Origin of the sequence: Methyloceanibacter sp., from assembly GCF_050726195.1 — a bacterium.
Taxonomy (GTDB): domain Bacteria; phylum Pseudomonadota; class Alphaproteobacteria; order Rhizobiales; family Methyloligellaceae; genus Methyloceanibacter.
Map to the genome: position 1 here is coordinate 221,114 of NZ_JBOHJC010000001.1, position 16,595 is coordinate 237,708.

The following is a 16,595-nucleotide window of genomic DNA, read 5'->3' on the forward strand; positions in this document are numbered from 1 at the left end:
CTTGGCGCGCCATTCGGCTATAAGACCAAGCGAAACAACCGACGGAGTTCCGACATGCGTGTCGCTGTGACTGTCGCCGCCCTGATTGCCGGCGGCCTTCTCATCGGAGCAAGCTCCGGCCCCGCCAATGCGGCGCCGCGGCTGGCTCTTTCATCCTCGTTCGCGGCCTCGAGCGCCGTCGAGACCATCGGCTGGCAGCGGCGCTACTACCGCCGCTATGGCAACTTGCCGTACGCGCCGCCCGCCGTGGTCGATGAGGAGGTGATCGTGGCGGACGACGGCACGGTGATCGTCGTGCCCATCCGCCCGTTGAGCTGCGGCGAGTTCCGCTACTGGAACGGCACGGCGTGCGTCGACGCGCGCTACAACACGCCCTATCTCGGGCCGAGATAGGCCAGCGTTCAAATCATCCGATCAGCGTGCTATATTCAGGCCATGGGCGGCGTGCCGAAGAGCCCCTGACCCGAAACTCTCACCTCCCGTCAGCGGGCCGCGCGGCAAGTGCCGCAGACTGGAGGTCTCCCATGCCAGAAGCGGACTATAGTTCCAGCAGGACAGAAGCGGTTGCGGTGTTCCACGACACTGCTCCGTTCCAGACTGCCATCGACGAGCTGTTGTCGGCCGGCTTCGACAGCGCCGACATCAACGTGCTCGCGCATGAGGACACGATTACGGCGAAGCTCGGGCGCGCATACAAATCGACCAAGGAATTCATGGACGATCCCGAGGCGCCGCGCATCGGCTATGTGCCGGATGAGACGATCGGCGATGCGGAGGGCGCCGTGATCGGCGCCGGCATCTACCTGCCGGCGATCGTCGGCAGTCTCGCGGTCGTCGCCTCCGGCGGAACGATGCTGGGCGCGATTGCCGCGGCCGCGATTGCCGGCGGCGCGGGCGGCCTTGTCGGCGCGGCGCTCGCGTGGCGCATCGGCCACGAGCACGCCAAGCATCTCGATCAGCATCTGCAACACGGCGGATTGTTGCTCTGGGTCAGAACGCGCGATGCGGAGCACGCCAACAAGGCACTCGGCATCCTGCGCCGCCATTCGGCCGAAGACGTCCACCTGCACCAGATTCCCGAGCGGGTCGGCAGGCCGGGGGACATGCCGGGCGAGCGGCCGCGGATCGTTCACATCCTGGAGCGGCCGCCGGAGTCCGAAACGCCGACCGCAGCGGCGTGATCCGGGGGTCATCGCCCCAGACCTGCCGCTACGTCGCACCGGCTCAATGGTGGTGGGCCGAAACGCTCTTGACGCACTCGGTCAGCAGGTCGCTCGGCGCGGCATGGCTGATGTCGCCCAGACTGAGAATGCCGACCATCCGCTTGCTCTGGTTGATCACCGGCAGACGACGGATTTTCAGCTCCTCCATGTGATGCACCGCCTTGGCGAGGTCGTCGTCCTCGCGGCAGCAATGGATGCCAGGCGTCATCACCTCGCGCGCAGTGGCGCGGCGCGCGTCGAAGCCGTTCCGCGCGAGGCCTTTGCAGACGATATCGCGGTCGGTGACCATGCCGATCAGCTGGTCGTTCTCGCCGATCGGAATGGCGCCGATGTCATGCTGGAGCATCAACTTGGCGATGTCGGTGAGAGGCGTGTCCGGGCCGACCCAGTCGACGCCCTTATGCATTGCGCTTTTGACTTTCATGGGTGGACCTCCGTGTTTGCGTTGGCTGCACCATTATCAATGCAGCGCCAGGTCCCCCCGTTCCCCAACTATACGACGGATGGGGTTCTATGGCACGAGGGCCCTTCACGGCCCCTCGGGTCCCTCAGGTTGCGTGGGCGGGGCGTGCTTGTAGTGGTCCTCGATCTTCTCGACGAGGAGCCGCCAGGCCTCGTGTTCGCGCGGGCCTGCCGTCTTCTCCACGGCAATCTGGAGATAAGCCAGCTCCTGCTCGATCTTCTCGCGCGGCAGCATGTGCAGGCGGCTCGCCAGGATCGCCGCCTCGATCACGGCTGCTTGGGCCCGGTTGAAGCCCTTGAACGGCGCGTGGCTCGCCTCGTAGACCACCCGGCAATGGAAACGGGGGCGCTGATCGTCCTCCTCGACGCTAGCCACCTCGAGCTCGGCATGGGCCAAGGCGCCTTCGAGCACGGTGCCGGGGACATGGGTCGCGGACCTGAGCGGCCAGTCCTTGTTGCCGGTGAGGCAGCCGGCGAAGACGAGCACGTCGTCGGTGAAGTTGGCCACCGCGAACGGCGTGATACGGAGATTGTCCAAGGTCGCCGAGGGGCGGAATGGCGCGATGATCCAGCCGTCGCCCTCCTGAATGAGGCCGAGCGGGGCGATATGCGTCCTGCCCTCTCCGTTGAGGGTGGTGACGATGCATTCGCGGATCATGGGCATGGCGCGGCCTTGAGCGGGATTACGACACCTTGCGCTTCTTCTTGGCGACCAAAGTGTGGCCGGCCTCCTTCAGACGCGTCTTGTCGTCGGCCGGCGCGTCGGCGGCCACGCCCCAATCGAGCGGCTCGTCTTGCGCATAACGCTTGGCGAGCCGCCAGGCGATCTCGGCGCGGGCGAGCTCGGCCCCGAGATAAAAGGCATGGGCGCTGTCGCTGCCGAGATCGAGCTTGGGATAGAGGTCGAAAATTTCACGGCTGAGATGGTGGCCGTCGCGATTGTAGATGTGGACGCCGTCCTCGGCGATCTCGATCCTGAAGTTCTTGTCGCGCACGGCTTCGGCGTTCTCGGCGATCTCCTCGGGTGTGAGGGGAAACGGCCGCCGCGCATGAAGCGCGAGCAGCCCGTCGGCATAATCCTTGGGCAGGTCCTGCTCGGCGTGGCTCGCGAACATGATGCGGCGGGCGAGATCGTGCTCCTCCACCGTGCGGCGGGTGTGCGGGCTCACCTGCACCACGAGCACGTTGCGGATGTGAAGCTCCGAGGCGATGCCGAGCAGGACGGCGGTGATGCCGGTGGTATCGGCGTCGGTGAGCTCGGTGAGATTTCCGGTGCCCATCAGCATCTCGGCCTTTGGCCGCTCGCGGCGGACTTGCGCATAGCGCTCGAGCGAGGCCATGAAGCCGAAATTGATGGGGTCGAGCACCGGATCAACCAGGTAAGCCCGGCCCTTGGCGTCGAGCACGTCCATGGCGCGGTAGAGCGAGGATAAGTCGCCGTGATCCTTGGGGATCAGCACCGGCGTCGAAGCGACCTCCTCGGCGATGTTGAGCGTGGACTCGTTGAGACTGAGGAGATAGTCGGCGCCGGCCTTGCCGCCGCGCAGCAGCTCGTCAGGGTCGGCGGAGTCGACGCTGACCTTGTAGCCCTTCCCCTTGAGCGCCACGACCGTCTCCTCAAGATGCGGGAACGGCGTATCGGGGAGGCCGCCGAGGTCGATGACGTTGGCACCCTTGCGCGCGTAGTCCTCGGCGCGTTTCAAGATCGCGGCGACCGACAGTGCGGAAGCATCGACGATCTCGGCGAAAATCTGGATGTCGTATTTTGTCATGTCGGCGGCCTTCCGCGCGCGGCCGAAATAGGTCGGGATGTCCTTGAGCTCGTCCGGCCCACGCAGGACCGGCACGTTGTAGCGCGCGCTCAAGCGGTCGAGATCGGCGCGGCAGCGGCCAGGCAGCATGATCTTATCGGCACCGACCGGATTTTCGAGCCGCCTGAGGATGATGTCCTCTGTCATCAGGGCGGCGACCTTGACGCCGATATCGAGCACCTTCCAGTCGAAGCCGGCGTCCATGCCCTGAAGCACGGCCTCGAGCCGCGGCCGCGCCAGATGTCCGGTGAGGAACAAGATGCTTTCGGTCATCGCGGGGACGACTTTACTCGATCCGGGCGCCGCCGGGCGCGCCGTTCGTCAAGCACGCGGCAAGCGCCTCCTGGTCGCCGCGGCCGAACAACACGGCCGAGACACCTGTCTCGGCGAGCATGGATGGGAACGCCTCATCCACGAGGCCGGTTCGCGCAAGCTCTGCCGCGCTCAGCGGCGCACCCTGCCCCGCAATGGACTTGATGAGGTAGCAGCGCGCCGCGCCCAGCTTGCCGGCCAGCCAAAGTGCGAGGCTGTCGGAGGTGAGGCGCCAGGTCTCTTCGATATCAGTGCGGCTCGATATCAGCACATAAGGCGCCCATACCGCGACCCGACCGCGATCGATAGCTTCGAGCAGCGCGCCCTCGGTTGTGCCCACCTCGAGACCGGGGCGCAAACCCGCCACGGCCCAGGCCAGCTGATCCATGGCGAGCAACGCCATGCGGTGGGCGGCGGCGTCGCCAAAGCCGAGCTGTCGTTGGCAGCTCCGCACCTCGTCGGCAAGCGCCCCTCCCCCCGGCACGATGACGACCGGCGCGCCCGCCGCGGCAATCACATCGAGCCATGCGGGGAGCTCCGGCGAGCGGATGACGCTGCCGCCGAGCTTGACGACGGCGATTTGCGAGGCGCCCGCTGGGGCCGCGTGCGCTCGCCTGTGCAGCGCCGGCGCATCCATGGTCAGGTCCTCGTTCTGCTCCGCACGATCTCGACGCCGACGGCGCCCGGATCCTTGTCGAGCTTCTCGATGCTCACGGTGACGCGGGCCGCGCGCGGATGGGCGAGACAGTGCATGGCGATCTCTTCGGCCAGGGTTTCCACCAGATTGATGTGGCCGCGGGCGATGATCGAATTGATGCCGTCGATGATCGTGTCGTAGTCGAAGGCGCGCTCGATATTGTCGCCAAGCTCCTCCGAGCCGCGAATCACGTCGACATCGACGGAGAAGCGGACGCGCTGCGTGACGCCCTTCTCGTGGGTGTAGACGCCGATCTCCACGTCGAGCACGTAGTCGTGCACGAAGATGCGGTCGAGCGGCTCGCCCGTCTCGCGCGTGGAGGATACGCGTCCCAGCTTTTCCGTCATGACCCGGGTCCTGTCGCGGCGCTTTGTTGGCGCCGACCGTCCTAGCACAATGCGGGCGCTTGCGACTCCGGCATTTGCCGCTCGGGCCAAGGCGCCGCGACGGGGATCAGGGCCCGGATGCGGCCGCAGGCGATCGGGTCTAGGCGACCGTTCCGTAGGCCGTCATGACACAGCGCGCCACGGAAGCCGATTAGGTCCGGCGCAAGCGGGAGAAGCGCCGGCACCTGTGCGGCCCGCAGCGAGCCCGCCACCCCGGCGATCAGCCCTTCGCGGTGAGCGGCCTGCACGAAGCCCTCAACATCGCCGATGGTCATATGGTCCAACAGCGAGCCAGACTGCTTGCTGGCGGTGTCGAGCATGACGCCATGCGCGCCCGCGCGCCGCGCCAAGCGGAGCGCGTCGAACGACGGCATGGCGTCAGCGAAGAAAACGAGGACGAGGCGGGCGCGCAGCTGTGCAGCGCGTAGCGACTCGAGACAGGGCTGCGGATCGCCGTCAGGCCAGACCCCGAGCTTGACGTAGTCCACGCCGCTGGCGGCAGTCGCTGTAACGGCCTGCTCGACGCGGTGGGGCTCCATCGGCAGATCGCCCACCGTGGCGCTCACGGCGGCGCGGGCGGAAATTTCCACGATGCACGCTTCGAGGGTCGCCCGATCGACGGCGCCGAGAGCGCCTTGGCCGGGGTCCTTGAGGTCGACGATATCGGCCCCGGCGCCGAGCACGAGTTCCGCCTCGGCGCGGTTGCGCACGCTCGCAAGGAACAGGGTCATGACTGTGCCCCGGAGGCCTGAGACGGCATCAGCGGAAAAGCCAGTCGAAAACGCCGCCGCCACCGCCGGGGGCACCACCGCCTCCGCGGCGCGCACGGCGGCTCTCGCCGCGCGGCTGCGGCTGGGCCCCTAAGCCAAAGAATCCGCCATCATCCCGGCGGGCGACCGGCGTCGCCCTTTGCCTGACCTGGCGCAAGGTGACCTCGTTGGCGTGGCCGTCGGGATCGGTGACGACGACCGAGACCGCCTGCCAGTTCCACTGAGCAGTTTGCGAGCCCCAAGCATGAGGCTCGATGGAGACGATCTTGTTGGCGCGCGTGTCGACGATGGCGACATATTCGAGGTCGCCGCCTTCGCCGATATTGCCGGCGTAGTATTTCAACAGCCCAATGCCAGACAGTGCGTCGCGCAGCAGCTTCCATTCCAGAACCCTGGGCTTGCCCGCTCCGAACATCTCAAGCTCGGCCCGGAGCGATCCATAGTCAGGATTGGAGGCGATATAGCGTCCGGGTGCCGGTTCGGTGATGACCCACCCATCGACCGGATCCGCCAGCGGTTGGCCGGTCGCAATAGGGACTTCCTGACCCAAGCGAACCAGAGCCTCCCGGCTCTCGGTCTGGAACGGATCCTTGGCCAGAGCCCTCTGATAATCGAGGATCGCATCCTCCAGGCGCTCTTGCTTCTCGTAGACGCTTGCCCTGATGCGCAAGGCCAGCGGATCACCCAACGCCAACGCAAGCGCCTGATTGACATCGAGCAGCGCCTCGTCGGGTTGATCCGAATTCAACTTTGCCTCCGCGCGGAGGGCATAGGCCCTGGCGTTCTTGTAATCCATCTCGATGGCGCGGTTATAGTCGCCGATGGCGTCGTCGAAGCGGCGGTTATTGGCGAAGAGGATGCCGCGCTCCACATAGGCGTCGATCAGGTCGGGATTGAGTTCGAGAGCGGTGTCGAAGTCGGCAATCGCCTCCCGGAGCTTGTTCTCCGCGGCATAGGCGCGCGCGCGCAGCAAGACAAGATTGGGCTGCGGCACGTCGGGCTCGAGATCGAGCGCTAGCGTCGCGTCCGCCGCCGCCGCCGCATAGTTGGCAATGGCGAAGTTGGCCTCGGCGCGGTTGCGGTAGGCGGCAGCATATCTCTGATCGAGGCTGATGGCGCGGGAGAGGTCGCGTACGGCGGCGTGATAGCGCTCCAGCTCAGTATGGGTACGCCCGCGTCCGTTGAACGGCAGGCCGCTTTGCGGCATCAACTCCGCAGCCTTGCGGAAGGCTTCAAACGCCGCTTCGTACTGATGGAGCGCGGCATATGCATTGCCGCGGTTGATGTAGGCGGCGCCATAGGACGGCGACAACGCTATGGCCCGATCGAAGTCCTTCAGGGCCTCTTCGGGGTGGCCGAGTTCCATCAGCACATTGCCGCGATTGTTGTAGGCGGTGGGGCTTTCGGGGGCGAGCTGTATCGATTGGTTGAAGTCTTCGATCGCCTCCTTGGTTTGCTTCATGCGCCACTTGGCGATGCCCCGATCGCTATAGATGCTCGCCTGGACGAAATTGGAGACATCCGGCGTCGCCAGGGCCTCGTCGTACAAGGCGACCGCCCGGTCGAACTGCCCGCGGATCATGGCGGCGGCGCCTTCGCGCGCGCGCAGCAGCACCTGATCCTCGGCGCGCGTCCCGGCGGCGCCTGTGGCCAGGGCGGCAAGGACAAGGATCAGGCAGATGTTCGCGCGAAAGCATGCCATGGCGGCGACAGACCGGCTTTCCCTCGGACGGCGTCTTCCCTTCATGTCCCCCATAAGTCCGGAGTGTGTCAACAAAGGGTCGCCAGGCGGTTCCCCGGGCAGTCAGCGGCGATTCCCGGGCATTTCGAGGCTGCCGAGTACCTCCGGCAGCATTTCCGGCAGATCCTCGGCGATCAGCCCAGGACCGAAGGCTCGGGCCGCCTCGCCATGCAGCCACACGGCGGCGCTGGCCGCGAGAAACCCGCTCATGCCCTGGGCGAGCAGGCCCAAGACCATGCCGCCGAGGACGTCGCCGGAGCCTGCGGTTGCAAGCCACGGACTCGAGGTGGCGTTGATGGCGGCAGCGCCATCAGGCGCGGCGATCACAGTGTCCGCACCCTTGAGCACCACGGTAGCGCCCGAGCGGGCGGCTGCCCCGCGCGCTCGTTCGACCTTGGACTCCCCACCGATATCACCGAACAGCCTCGCGAATTCGCCATCGTGCGGCGTCAGCACCACAGGCTTTTGGCGCCGGGCGATGGCGGCAAAGAGTGCATCGGTGTCGCCGGCGAAGGAGGTCAGTGCGTCGGCGTCGAGCACGACGCTTGGCTTTGCGGCGAGGACCGCGCGCACCATGGACCTGGTCTGCTCGCCAACACCATGGCTGGGCCCGATCAGCACGGCGTTCTTGCGCTCGTCGGCCAGCATCTGCGCAAGCGCGCGCGCATCGTCCGCCTCACGCACCATGATGGCCGTCAGTTGCGCGGCGTTGACTGCGAGCGCATCGCGCGGCGAGGCCACGGTGACGAGCCCCGCCCCTGCGCGCAGGGCGCCGCGCGCAGCGAGCCGCGCCGCGCCGGTGCTGTAGACGGGCCCAGACACCACGACCGCGTGGCCACGCAGATATTTGTGCCCCTCCACGGTGGGCCACGGGTACTGCGGGAGCCATAGCTCCGGCTCGTCGGCGAAGGTGTTCGGCTTGACCGCGGCCAGAACGCTGTCGGGAATGCCGATGTCGATGACCTTCACCGCGCCGCAGTAGAGCCGCCCCGGCATCAAGAGGTGCCCCGGCTTGCGCCGGAAGAAGGTCACGGTCGCGAGCGCCCGGATGGCCGTGCCGCGGACCGCGCCAGTGGTGCCGTCGATGCCGCTCGGCACGTCGACGGCAACGATGGGCCCGCCGCGAGCGTTGGCTGCGTCGATCAATGCGGCAAGCTTGCCCTCGATGGGGCGGGCGAGCCCAGCCCCGAACAGCGCATCGACGATGACGTCGGCGCCGTCGAGAAGCCCCTCCCCGAGCGGTTCGATCCGGCCGGCAAAACGCCCGGCCATGGCGGCCGCATCGGCGGGGAGCTTCGCAGGGTCGCCATCGAAGCCGAGCCGCACCCTGTAGCCTCGCTCCATGAGATGGCGCGCGGCCACGAAGCCGTCGCCGCCATTGTTGCCAGGACCACACAGGACGGCGACGGCCGGCGCATCGGGAAAGCGGGCCGATATCTCGTTGGCGACGCCGCGCCCGGCGTTCTCCATGAGGATGACACCCGGCACCCCGCCCTCGATGGCGAGGCGGTCGGCGCGGGCCATCTGCTCTGCGGTCAGAAGCTCCAGCATTTGCGTTCGCCCGTCACGTTCCCCTCGCTGCGAGTTTGTAGACCCAGCGGAGCCGGCGAAGAACCCGGTCAATGCAGTAGACTTGGCGCCTTATTTTTGCGCATATCGCCCAAAATCTAGGCAGTCGTTTACCGAAATTCGCCTGTGAAATTCGCGATGCCCAGACAACTCTCTGGAATCGCGGAAGAAAGTACCGCCCAAGAGATTGGCATAGGGCGTGCTTTGGCTGGCGCATAGTAGGTTCATGGAGCGGCGAGAGTGCGCGGTAGCCCCTGTTTTGCGCCGCGCTAGGGAGGTGTAATCGAAGAATGAAAAAGATCGAAGCGATCATCAAGCCCTTCAAACTCGATGAGGTGAAGGAGGCGCTGCAGGAGATCGGGCTCCAGGGTATTACGGTGACGGAGGCCAAGGGCTTCGGGCGCCAGAAAGGGCACACCGAACTCTATCGCGGCGCCGAATATGTCGTCGACTTTCTGCCCAAGGTGAAGCTAGAGCTCGTGCTCGGCGACAGCATGGTGGAAAAGGCGATCGACGCCATTATCGCCTCGGCCAAGACCGGCCGCATCGGGGACGGCAAGATCTTCGTGTCGAATGTGGAAGAAGCCGTGCGCATTCGTACGGGCGAGACGGGGAACGATGCCATCTGAGAAGTAGTGCCGGGCAAAAATCTGGAGACCAACAACAGCAACCTTTCCGCCGCCGGACGTGGACGGGCGGTTCAAACATGCATGACAGGGGAGTAAAATGGCAGACGCAAAGAGCATCGCGAAGAAAATCAAGGACGAGGAAATCAAGTTCGTCGACCTGCGCTTCACCGATCCGCGGGGCAAGATGCAGCACGTCACGATGGACTCCAAGGTGATGGACGAGGAAGCCTTCGCCGAAGGCATCATGTTCGACGGTTCGTCAATCGCGGGCTGGAAGGTCATCAACGAGTCGGACATGAAGCTGATGCCGGATCCCGACTCAGCCGTGATCGATCCGTTCTTCGCCCAGAGCACGCTCGCCGTGTTCTGTGACGTGCTCGAGCCGTTGACCAATGAGCCCTACGAGCGCGACCCGCGCTCGATCGCCGGCAAGGCGCAAGCCTATATGCAGCAGACCGGCGTGGGCGACGTGGCCGTGTTTGGTCCCGAGGCCGAGTTCTTCGTGTTCGACGACGTGCGCTTCGCCACCGAGCCTTACAATTGCGGCTACAGGATCGACTCGATGGAGCTGCCGTCCAACATGGATACCGAGTACGAGATGGGGAACCTGGGACACCGCCCGCGCACCAAGGGCGGCTACTTCCCGGTGCCGCCGGTCGACTCGGCGCAGGACCTGCGGTCCGAGATGCTGTCGGTCATGGCCGACATGGGGGTCGTTACCGAGAAGCATCACCACGAGGTGGGCGCCGCCCAGCACGAGCTCGGCATCAAATTCGGTCCGATCGTCAAGACCGGCGACGCCATGCAAATCTACAAATACGTGATCCACAACGTGGCGCAGGTCTACGGCAAGACCGCCTGCTTCATGCCGAAGCCGATTTTCGGCGACAACGGCTCAGGCATGCATACCCATCAGTCGATCTGGAAGGGCAACACGCCCGTATTCGCCGGCGACAAATATGCCGACCTGTCGGACACGGCGCTGCACTACATCGCCGGCATCCTCAAGCACGCCAAGGCGCTCAACGCCTTCACCAACCCGAGCACCAACTCCTATAAGCGGCTGGTGCCGGGCTACGAGGCGCCGGTGCTGCTCGCCTACTCCTCGCGCAACCGCTCGGCCTCGTGCCGCATCCCGCTCGGCGCCGGGCCAAAGGCGAAGCGCGTCGAGGTGCGCTTCCCGGATCCCGCCGCCAATCCCTATCTCGCCTTCGCGGCGATGCTCATGGCCGGCCTCGACGGCATCGAGAACAAGCTCAACCCGGGCGACCCGATCGACAAGAACCTCTACGATCTGCCGCCGGAGGAACTGGAGAAAGTGCCGACCGTGTGCGGTTCGCTGCGCGAGGCGTGCGAGTCGCTCGACGCCGACCGTGCCTTCCTCAAGAAGGGCAATGTATTCACCGACGACGCGATCGACTCTTATCTCGAACTGAAGATGGAAGAGGTGGAGCGCTACGATATGATGCCCCACCCGATCGAGTTCGACATGTATTACAGCGTGTAGCGCGAGCAGCACGCGATAACCGAAAAAGACGGGGCGGCCGCAGGATATGCGACCGCCCCTCTTTCGCCCGGCCTGCAAACCTTCGGCTTCCCCCCGTGTTCCCCCGTCGGACACGGACCACCAAGGCTGTTGCCAGGCTCCCCCAACTACTCGCGCGCGACTACATCAAATAGAACGCTCCGTAGATCATCCCGCCGATGATGACCGTGTAGAGCCAGGACTTGTTCTGCTGGAACCAGCCATCCATCATCGACGGCAAGCCGAAAATCACAAAGCGCAGGAGCGACAGGGTCATGAGTGCGGCAACGCCGCCGAGCGCCCACAGCCAGAGATTGCCCTGCCCGATGGAACTCGTATGGCCGGCGTCGACCAAGTACATCCCGGCGTTGCCCGCGCCGAGATTGACGGCGCCCCACAGCGCCGCGGCCGCCGCGCCCATCAGCATGATGTACCGCATCAGCATGCTGCCCCCAAAGACCTCCTCGCATTTGAGAGGAATTTTAGGAAGCGGCCGTAAAGAAACGGGAAAGGGGTAGGCTTAAGCGCGAGTTAATCCGTGTTCAGGGCCGAGCGGGCGATCACCCCCAGGATGCCAATTGCGGCCTTGAATGAACCACGCAGCGTGCCGGAAATCTTCGAGGTTCCGATGCGCGGCCGATAGCTCACGGGCACCTCAAGGCATTTGAGCCCCGCCTTCGCCGCCTTGACCTGCATCTCGACGGTCCACCCGTACTTGCGGTCGACCATCTTAAGCCCATCGAGACTGTCGCGCCGAATTGCGCGAAAGGGCCCAAGATCGCTGTAGGCGACGCCCCAGAGGCGCCGCATCAGAAGACAGGCAAGCCAATTGCCGAAGCGCTGCTGTGGCGTCAGCGCGCCGCGCTGGGCCTTGCCGGCGACCCGCGAGCCAACAACGAAGTCCGCCCGGCGCTCGGCGATGGGTTCGACGAGAGCGGCCATCTCGGCCGGACAATCGCTATAGTCGCCGTCCAGAAACACGACGATATCGGCAGCATCTAGCACGCCTATGCCGGCCTGACACGCCGCGCCATAGCCGCGTTCGTGCTCGCGCACGATCCGGGCACCGGCACGCTCGGCAATCTCAGCCGTGCGGTCGCTGGAACCGTTGTCGGCCACGATGACTTGGTCGACCCATTCGGGGATGTCGGCGATGACGCGGCCGATGGCGCGCTCCTCGTCGAGAGCCGGAATGACAACCCCGATGCGCGCGCCCTTGTACACCGGCGGATCTCTAGGCAGGCATTGGAGGTCTAATCTTGCGTAGGGTCTCGAACGCGAGCGCGGTCCAGACGGGCACCCAAATAATCCACACGACCACGTCGTCGAAAATCTCGGGGCGGTCCCGGCTCAAGAAATAGAAGTCGAGATAATAGAGCGGAACGGTCGCGGTCAGAAGCAGGAACCCGATCCACGGCCGAAAGGCGAGGAACGGGGCGAACCAGATCGTGTACCAGGGGAACTGCGCCGGCGACAGCAGCACGAGAGCGCCGACCACGAGGCTCGCCCTACCCATCAGATCGTCGGGGCTCTCGATCGGCTTTCGGCTCGCCAGAAGCGCAGCCGCCACAAGGCCGAGCGCGATCATGCCGCGCGAGAGAGGGCCGGCCATGTCGGACGAGACCATCGTCACGCCAAGGACCGCCGAGACGGCGCGCTCCAGTGCCGGGAACAGCGCACTATTGGTCTGCCACGATGAGAGATAGGCGACAAAGCCCGACTGCTCGCTCATTCCCCCGAGCCAGACAGGCATGACCCACAGGGCAATGACGGCCACGAATGCACCGACCGGAGCCAGAAGCCTGCGGGGATCGAAACCGAGCTGGCGTAGGACGAGAGGCAACAGAAGGGCCGGCCAAATCTTCGCGCCAACCGCGACGGCGAGTGATAGCGCGGCAGCAACGGGGCGGCTTCGTAGCGCTAGCCAAAGCGCCGCGAGCACGAAGGGGAGCACGATCGCTTCCATATGGGCCGAATTGAACAGCTCCTTGATGACCACCGGATTCCACCAATAAAGCGCGGACCATAGCGGCGAGCGGCCCACCTCCCGGAGCAGCAGCACGATCATGCCGAGCGTGGCGAGGTCGAAGAGGAGAAGGATCGCGCGCCAGACCGAGAGGCTCCACGGCTTGAGATTGTAGGCCAGGGCGAAGGCGGCTTGGGCGACAGGCGGGTAAACGGACTTGAGATCTGGGTGGTTGATACGGCCCAGCACTGGCCCCGCTTCGCCCGCGAGCTGGCTCAGTTCGGCGTCATCGGCCGCACGGGCGTCCCTCGGCGACATCGCGTAAGGATTCTTGCCACTCGCCGTCACCGCGCCATCCCAGAGATAGCGCTGGTAGTCGTCCTCCAGCATCGGCTCGCTGGCGAAGAGAACGAGTCGCGCTGCGAGGCCGGCGGCGACGATGCAGACCAGGATGGCCTGGGACTGGCGGGGATCGCATTGCGCGCTGTCCGCGATGAGCCGCGGCAAACAGAGAGCATATGCAAGGCCCGCAAGAACCAGCCCGGCGGTAAGCCAGACGACCGGCATGTCGCCGACCTCGTAGGCGTAGCCGAAACGGGGAGAGAGCAGCGCCAAGACGACGCCGAAGCCGGTGACGAGGAGGCCGCCGATCACCCACCTGGCCGCCGCCGGACTCAACGTCGCCGTTGAAGCACCCCTTGCGGCGCCCGTCTCGATCACCCCGAGCCGCGTCTCATTACGCACTTCCCGGTGGATGCGTCATAGTAATAGCCCTTCGGGCACTTCTTCGATCCGGCCGAAGCCTCAAAGCCAACTCCAAGCAGCGCGACAATCGCAACCAGCGAAAGAACGAGTCTGGCCATTGCGTCCTCCTCCTTTGGCGACTCTGTCGAAGTCATTGGATTACGTCATTAAGTCCCCAGTCGTATTCGTAGCCCTCGACGGTTGTCACGCCAGCGAGCTTCTGCTTTAGCGGGGGCGCCGCGTAGCGGCGCAAATGCGCCAAGACGCCCTCTTCGGTGCCGCCGAAATCCTCTTGGTACCAATCATAGATGGAGGAAACGACGGGGCCGCCATTGTCGAACCGAGCGCCGCGCCTGCTGTTGACGTAATCCGTGGCGGCCGACTCGAGCTGCTCGTTCAACTTGTCGCCGGTGAACGCCTCGGTGCGGAGATTGGGGCACCCGATTGAGGCGCAGTTGACGGCATAATGGATGCGCGGGTCCTTGAAGATCGGCCGCAGGATGCCGTGCTCGATGTCGTCGAGGCTGAGCTCCACGCCTTTGATCTTGACCACCTTTGCTTTCCACGGTCCGCCGCCCAGCGTGGCGAGGAGGCCCCCGCCAAGCGAAATGTCCTTGATGGATTTGACCGGGTAACGTGACGCCACGATCTCCAAGGTCTTGGCATTGTAGAGATTGGCGAGAAGCGCGAACTGCTCGTTGCGGTCGAGTATGCCCGGATCGATCTGCTCGAGGCCCTAAATATACGCGCGCAGCGGTTGCAAGCCGTCCTGATTGAGAGCCGTATAGTCGACGCGGTTGAGCCCGTCGGAGCCCGGCTTCACGTAGGTCTTGAGAATTCGGTTCCAGGCGTCGTGATCGACGGTCTCGGTCGATGCCTTCGCCGACGTGCTGAACAGGTCTTGAGCTTGGTCCGCAGAGGCTGCCGACGGAAGAGTGACGGCGAACAGGAAAAGCGCGACGATGCCGGCAAGGTTAGCGGCGGCACACGCGTCTCCAGCGCGTCTGTGGGCTTGGCGAGCGGGCATGATGGCCTCCGCCAAACCCTAGGCGGCGCCGGCGAACACAATCAAATCACCAAGCCGTGACGCACCGACCTCGACGGCGGTATTGCCAAGGACCCGGGAGACGGCGGCTAGGCGGCCTTCCATTTGATGGAGCAGCCGATGGAGGGGATCTGCTCGCGCGGCCCTTGGCCGGTCTCCGCGATCTCCTTCATCGCCTCGAACAGGTCGCGGCGGACGCCTGGAGGCGCCGTCTCTTTGCGGCTCTCGTCGAGCCTGCCGCGATATTGCAGTTCGAGGTCGCGGTTGAAGCCGAAGAAGTCGGGCGTGCACACGGCGTCGTAGGCCCGCGCGACCTCCTGGGACTCGTCGAAGAGATAGGGAAAGGTGAAGCCGTGCGCGGCGGCGAAGCGCTTCATATTGTCGAATGAGTCCTCGGGGTAGTGTTCCGCATCGTTGGACGAGATTGCGACGGCGTTGATGCCGAGCGGCTTCAAGTCGTTCACGTCGCGCACGATGCGGCCGACCACCGCCTTCACGTATGGGCAGTGGTTGCAGATGAACATGACCAAGGTGCCGTTCGGGCCGCGGAGCCGTTCGAGGCTATAGGTCTTGCCGTCGACGCCGGGGAGCGCGAAAGGCGGCGCTTTCCAGCCAAAATCGCAGACGGGCGTATGCTCAGCCATGGCCCCTTCCTATTCGCAAATCTGTCACGGCGCCTCTCTATTACCTATGCTCGTTCGTGGGCCTATCAAGTTGGACGGAACGGGGCAAGACAAGGGCATGAGGCGATTTCTTGTAGCACTGGCCGTCGCCGTGATCGCGACCGTCCCGGCTTATGGCGCGTTCCAGCTCGACAGCCGCTATCAAGACGCGGATGACGACATGGTCGCCGACATCCCGGCAGACAAGGCCCAGCAGGCCGATCCAGCGACAATGATCTTCGCTTACACCCCTGTTGAGGATCCGGCGGTCTACGCCGAGGTCTGGCAGGAATTCATCGACGCCTTGGCGGAGGCAACCGGCAAGCGGGTGCAATTCTTTCCTGTGCAATCGAACGCCGCGCAGATCGAGGCGATGCGCGCCGGCCGGCTGCACATCGCCGGGTTCAACACCGGGTCTAACCCGCTCGCGGTGGCCTGCGCCGGCTTCCGGCCGTTCGCCATGATGGCCGCCGCGGACGGCTCCTACGGCTATGAGATGGAGATCATCACCTATCCAGGTTCGGGCATCGAGAAACTCGCGGATTTGAAGGGCCGCACGGTGGCTTTCACGGCGGAGACGTCGAACTCCGGCTACAAGGCGCCGTCGACGTTGCTGAAGTCCGAGCTCGGCCTCGAGCCGGAGCGTGACTACGAGCCGACTTTTTCGGGAGCGCACGACAATTCGGTGCTCGGCGTCGCCCACAAGGACTACGACGCGGCGGCCGTCGCCAACTCCATCAAGGCCCGCATGATCGACCGCGGCGTGGTCAAAGCGGACCAGTTCAAGACTCTCTACACATCGCAGACATTCCCGACGACCGGCTTCGGTGTCGCCCACAATCTCACGCCTGAGCTTCAGGACAAGATCAAGGACGTGTTCTTCTCGTTCGATTGGAAAGGCACCAAGCTCGAGGAGGAATTCAGCAAGTCGGGCGAAGCGCAGTTCATACCGATCAGCTTCAAGGATCACTGGGCCGTCATCCGCCAGATCGACGAGGCAAGCGGGGTCGTCTATTCCTGCAATTGACAGAGTACCTTAGGCCCGGACACTCG

At 64.9% G+C, this 16,595-nt stretch carries 19 protein-coding genes; 5 read left to right on the forward strand and 14 right to left on the reverse strand.

Annotation, left to right across the window (positions count from 1 at the left end):
* Positions 1–54 precede the first annotated feature (54 nt).
* Positions 55–393 carry a hypothetical protein gene (locus ACRECX_RS01145; protein WP_431556967.1) on the forward strand — a complete coding sequence of 113 codons (339 nt, stop codon included), beginning with the start codon at positions 55–57 and terminating at the stop codon, positions 391–393.
* Positions 394–524: 131 nt separating this feature from the next.
* Positions 525–1,181, forward strand: a complete 657-nt coding sequence (locus ACRECX_RS01150; protein ID WP_431556968.1) for a hypothetical protein — start codon at positions 525–527, stop codon at positions 1,179–1,181.
* Positions 1,182–1,224: 43 nt separating this feature from the next.
* Here ACRECX_RS01150 and ACRECX_RS01155 read toward each other — a convergent pair whose 3' ends face one another.
* The 8 genes from ACRECX_RS01155 to ACRECX_RS01190 form a co-directional block, all read right to left on the reverse strand.
* Entirely contained in the window at positions 1,225–1,647 is a 423-nt protein-coding gene (locus ACRECX_RS01155; protein ID WP_431556969.1) for a CBS domain-containing protein, read from the reverse strand.
* Positions 1,648–1,752: 105 nt separating this feature from the next.
* Positions 1,753–2,349, reverse strand: coding sequence for a DUF447 domain-containing protein (locus ACRECX_RS01160; protein WP_431556970.1), 597 nt, complete (start codon positions 2,347–2,349; stop codon positions 1,753–1,755).
* A gap of 19 nt (positions 2,350–2,368) precedes the next feature.
* On the reverse strand, positions 2,369–3,769 hold the full coding sequence (locus tag ACRECX_RS01165; protein WP_431556971.1) for a DUF6513 domain-containing protein: 1,401 nt from the start codon (positions 3,767–3,769) through the stop codon (positions 2,369–2,371).
* A gap of 13 nt (positions 3,770–3,782) precedes the next feature.
* Positions 3,783–4,445, reverse strand: coding sequence for a hypothetical protein (locus tag ACRECX_RS01170; RefSeq protein ID WP_431556972.1), 663 nt, complete (start codon positions 4,443–4,445; stop codon positions 3,783–3,785).
* A 2-nt stretch (positions 4,446–4,447) separates the two neighbouring features.
* The gene (locus ACRECX_RS01175) at positions 4,448–4,852 is read right to left on the reverse strand and encodes a dihydroneopterin aldolase (protein WP_431556973.1); all 405 of its coding nucleotides are present in this window, start codon (positions 4,850–4,852) and stop codon (positions 4,448–4,450) included.
* A gap of 41 nt (positions 4,853–4,893) precedes the next feature.
* Positions 4,894–5,622 (reverse strand): (5-formylfuran-3-yl)methyl phosphate synthase, encoded by a 729-nt coding sequence (locus tag ACRECX_RS01180; protein ID WP_431556974.1) that lies wholly within the window; start codon positions 5,620–5,622, stop codon positions 4,894–4,896.
* 28 nt (positions 5,623–5,650) lie between these two features.
* A complete protein-coding gene (locus ACRECX_RS01185) occupies positions 5,651–7,363 on the reverse strand; it encodes a tetratricopeptide repeat protein (RefSeq protein ID WP_431556975.1) in 1,713 nt (570 codons plus the stop codon).
* 102 nt (positions 7,364–7,465) lie between these two features.
* On the reverse strand, positions 7,466–8,953 hold the full coding sequence (locus ACRECX_RS01190; RefSeq protein WP_431556976.1) for an NAD(P)H-hydrate dehydratase: 1,488 nt from the start codon (positions 8,951–8,953) through the stop codon (positions 7,466–7,468).
* A 308-nt stretch (positions 8,954–9,261) separates the two neighbouring features.
* Between ACRECX_RS01190 and ACRECX_RS01195 the strand changes: the two genes are divergently transcribed.
* Both ACRECX_RS01195 and glnA read left to right on the forward strand, forming a co-directional pair.
* Positions 9,262–9,600: a P-II family nitrogen regulator gene (locus tag ACRECX_RS01195; RefSeq protein ID WP_431556977.1), complete on the forward strand. Its 339-nt coding sequence runs from the start codon at positions 9,262–9,264 to the stop codon at positions 9,598–9,600.
* Positions 9,601–9,697: 97 nt separating this feature from the next.
* Positions 9,698–11,107, forward strand: a complete 1,410-nt coding sequence (glnA, locus tag ACRECX_RS01200) for a type I glutamate--ammonia ligase (RefSeq protein WP_431556978.1) — start codon at positions 9,698–9,700, stop codon at positions 11,105–11,107.
* A 160-nt stretch (positions 11,108–11,267) separates the two neighbouring features.
* On the opposite strand, the gene ACRECX_RS01205 is transcribed toward glnA, so the two are convergent.
* The 6 genes from ACRECX_RS01205 to ACRECX_RS01230 form a co-directional block, all read right to left on the reverse strand.
* Positions 11,268–11,570: a hypothetical protein gene (locus tag ACRECX_RS01205; RefSeq protein ID WP_431556979.1), complete on the reverse strand. Its 303-nt coding sequence runs from the start codon at positions 11,568–11,570 to the stop codon at positions 11,268–11,270.
* Between the two features lie 86 nt (positions 11,571–11,656).
* On the reverse strand, positions 11,657–12,349 hold the full coding sequence (locus ACRECX_RS01210) for a glycosyltransferase family 2 protein (RefSeq protein WP_431556980.1): 693 nt from the start codon (positions 12,347–12,349) through the stop codon (positions 11,657–11,659).
* Positions 12,350–12,359: 10 nt separating this feature from the next.
* The gene (locus ACRECX_RS01215; RefSeq protein ID WP_431556981.1) at positions 12,360–13,835 is read right to left on the reverse strand and encodes a glycosyltransferase 87 family protein; all 1,476 of its coding nucleotides are present in this window, start codon (positions 13,833–13,835) and stop codon (positions 12,360–12,362) included.
* A gap of 151 nt (positions 13,836–13,986) precedes the next feature.
* Positions 13,987–14,559, reverse strand: a complete 573-nt coding sequence (locus ACRECX_RS01220; RefSeq protein ID WP_431557016.1) for a DUF547 domain-containing protein — start codon at positions 14,557–14,559, stop codon at positions 13,987–13,989.
* A 12-nt stretch (positions 14,560–14,571) separates the two neighbouring features.
* A complete protein-coding gene (locus ACRECX_RS01225; protein WP_431556982.1) occupies positions 14,572–14,862 on the reverse strand; it encodes a hypothetical protein in 291 nt (96 codons plus the stop codon).
* A 107-nt stretch (positions 14,863–14,969) separates the two neighbouring features.
* Positions 14,970–15,524 (reverse strand): thioredoxin family protein, encoded by a 555-nt coding sequence (locus ACRECX_RS01230; protein ID WP_431556983.1) that lies wholly within the window; start codon positions 15,522–15,524, stop codon positions 14,970–14,972.
* Positions 15,525–15,621: 97 nt separating this feature from the next.
* Between ACRECX_RS01230 and phnD the strand changes: the two genes are divergently transcribed.
* On the forward strand, positions 15,622–16,569 hold the full coding sequence (gene phnD / locus ACRECX_RS01235) for a phosphate/phosphite/phosphonate ABC transporter substrate-binding protein (RefSeq protein ID WP_431556984.1): 948 nt from the start codon (positions 15,622–15,624) through the stop codon (positions 16,567–16,569).
* Positions 16,570–16,595: the final 26 nt, after the last annotated feature.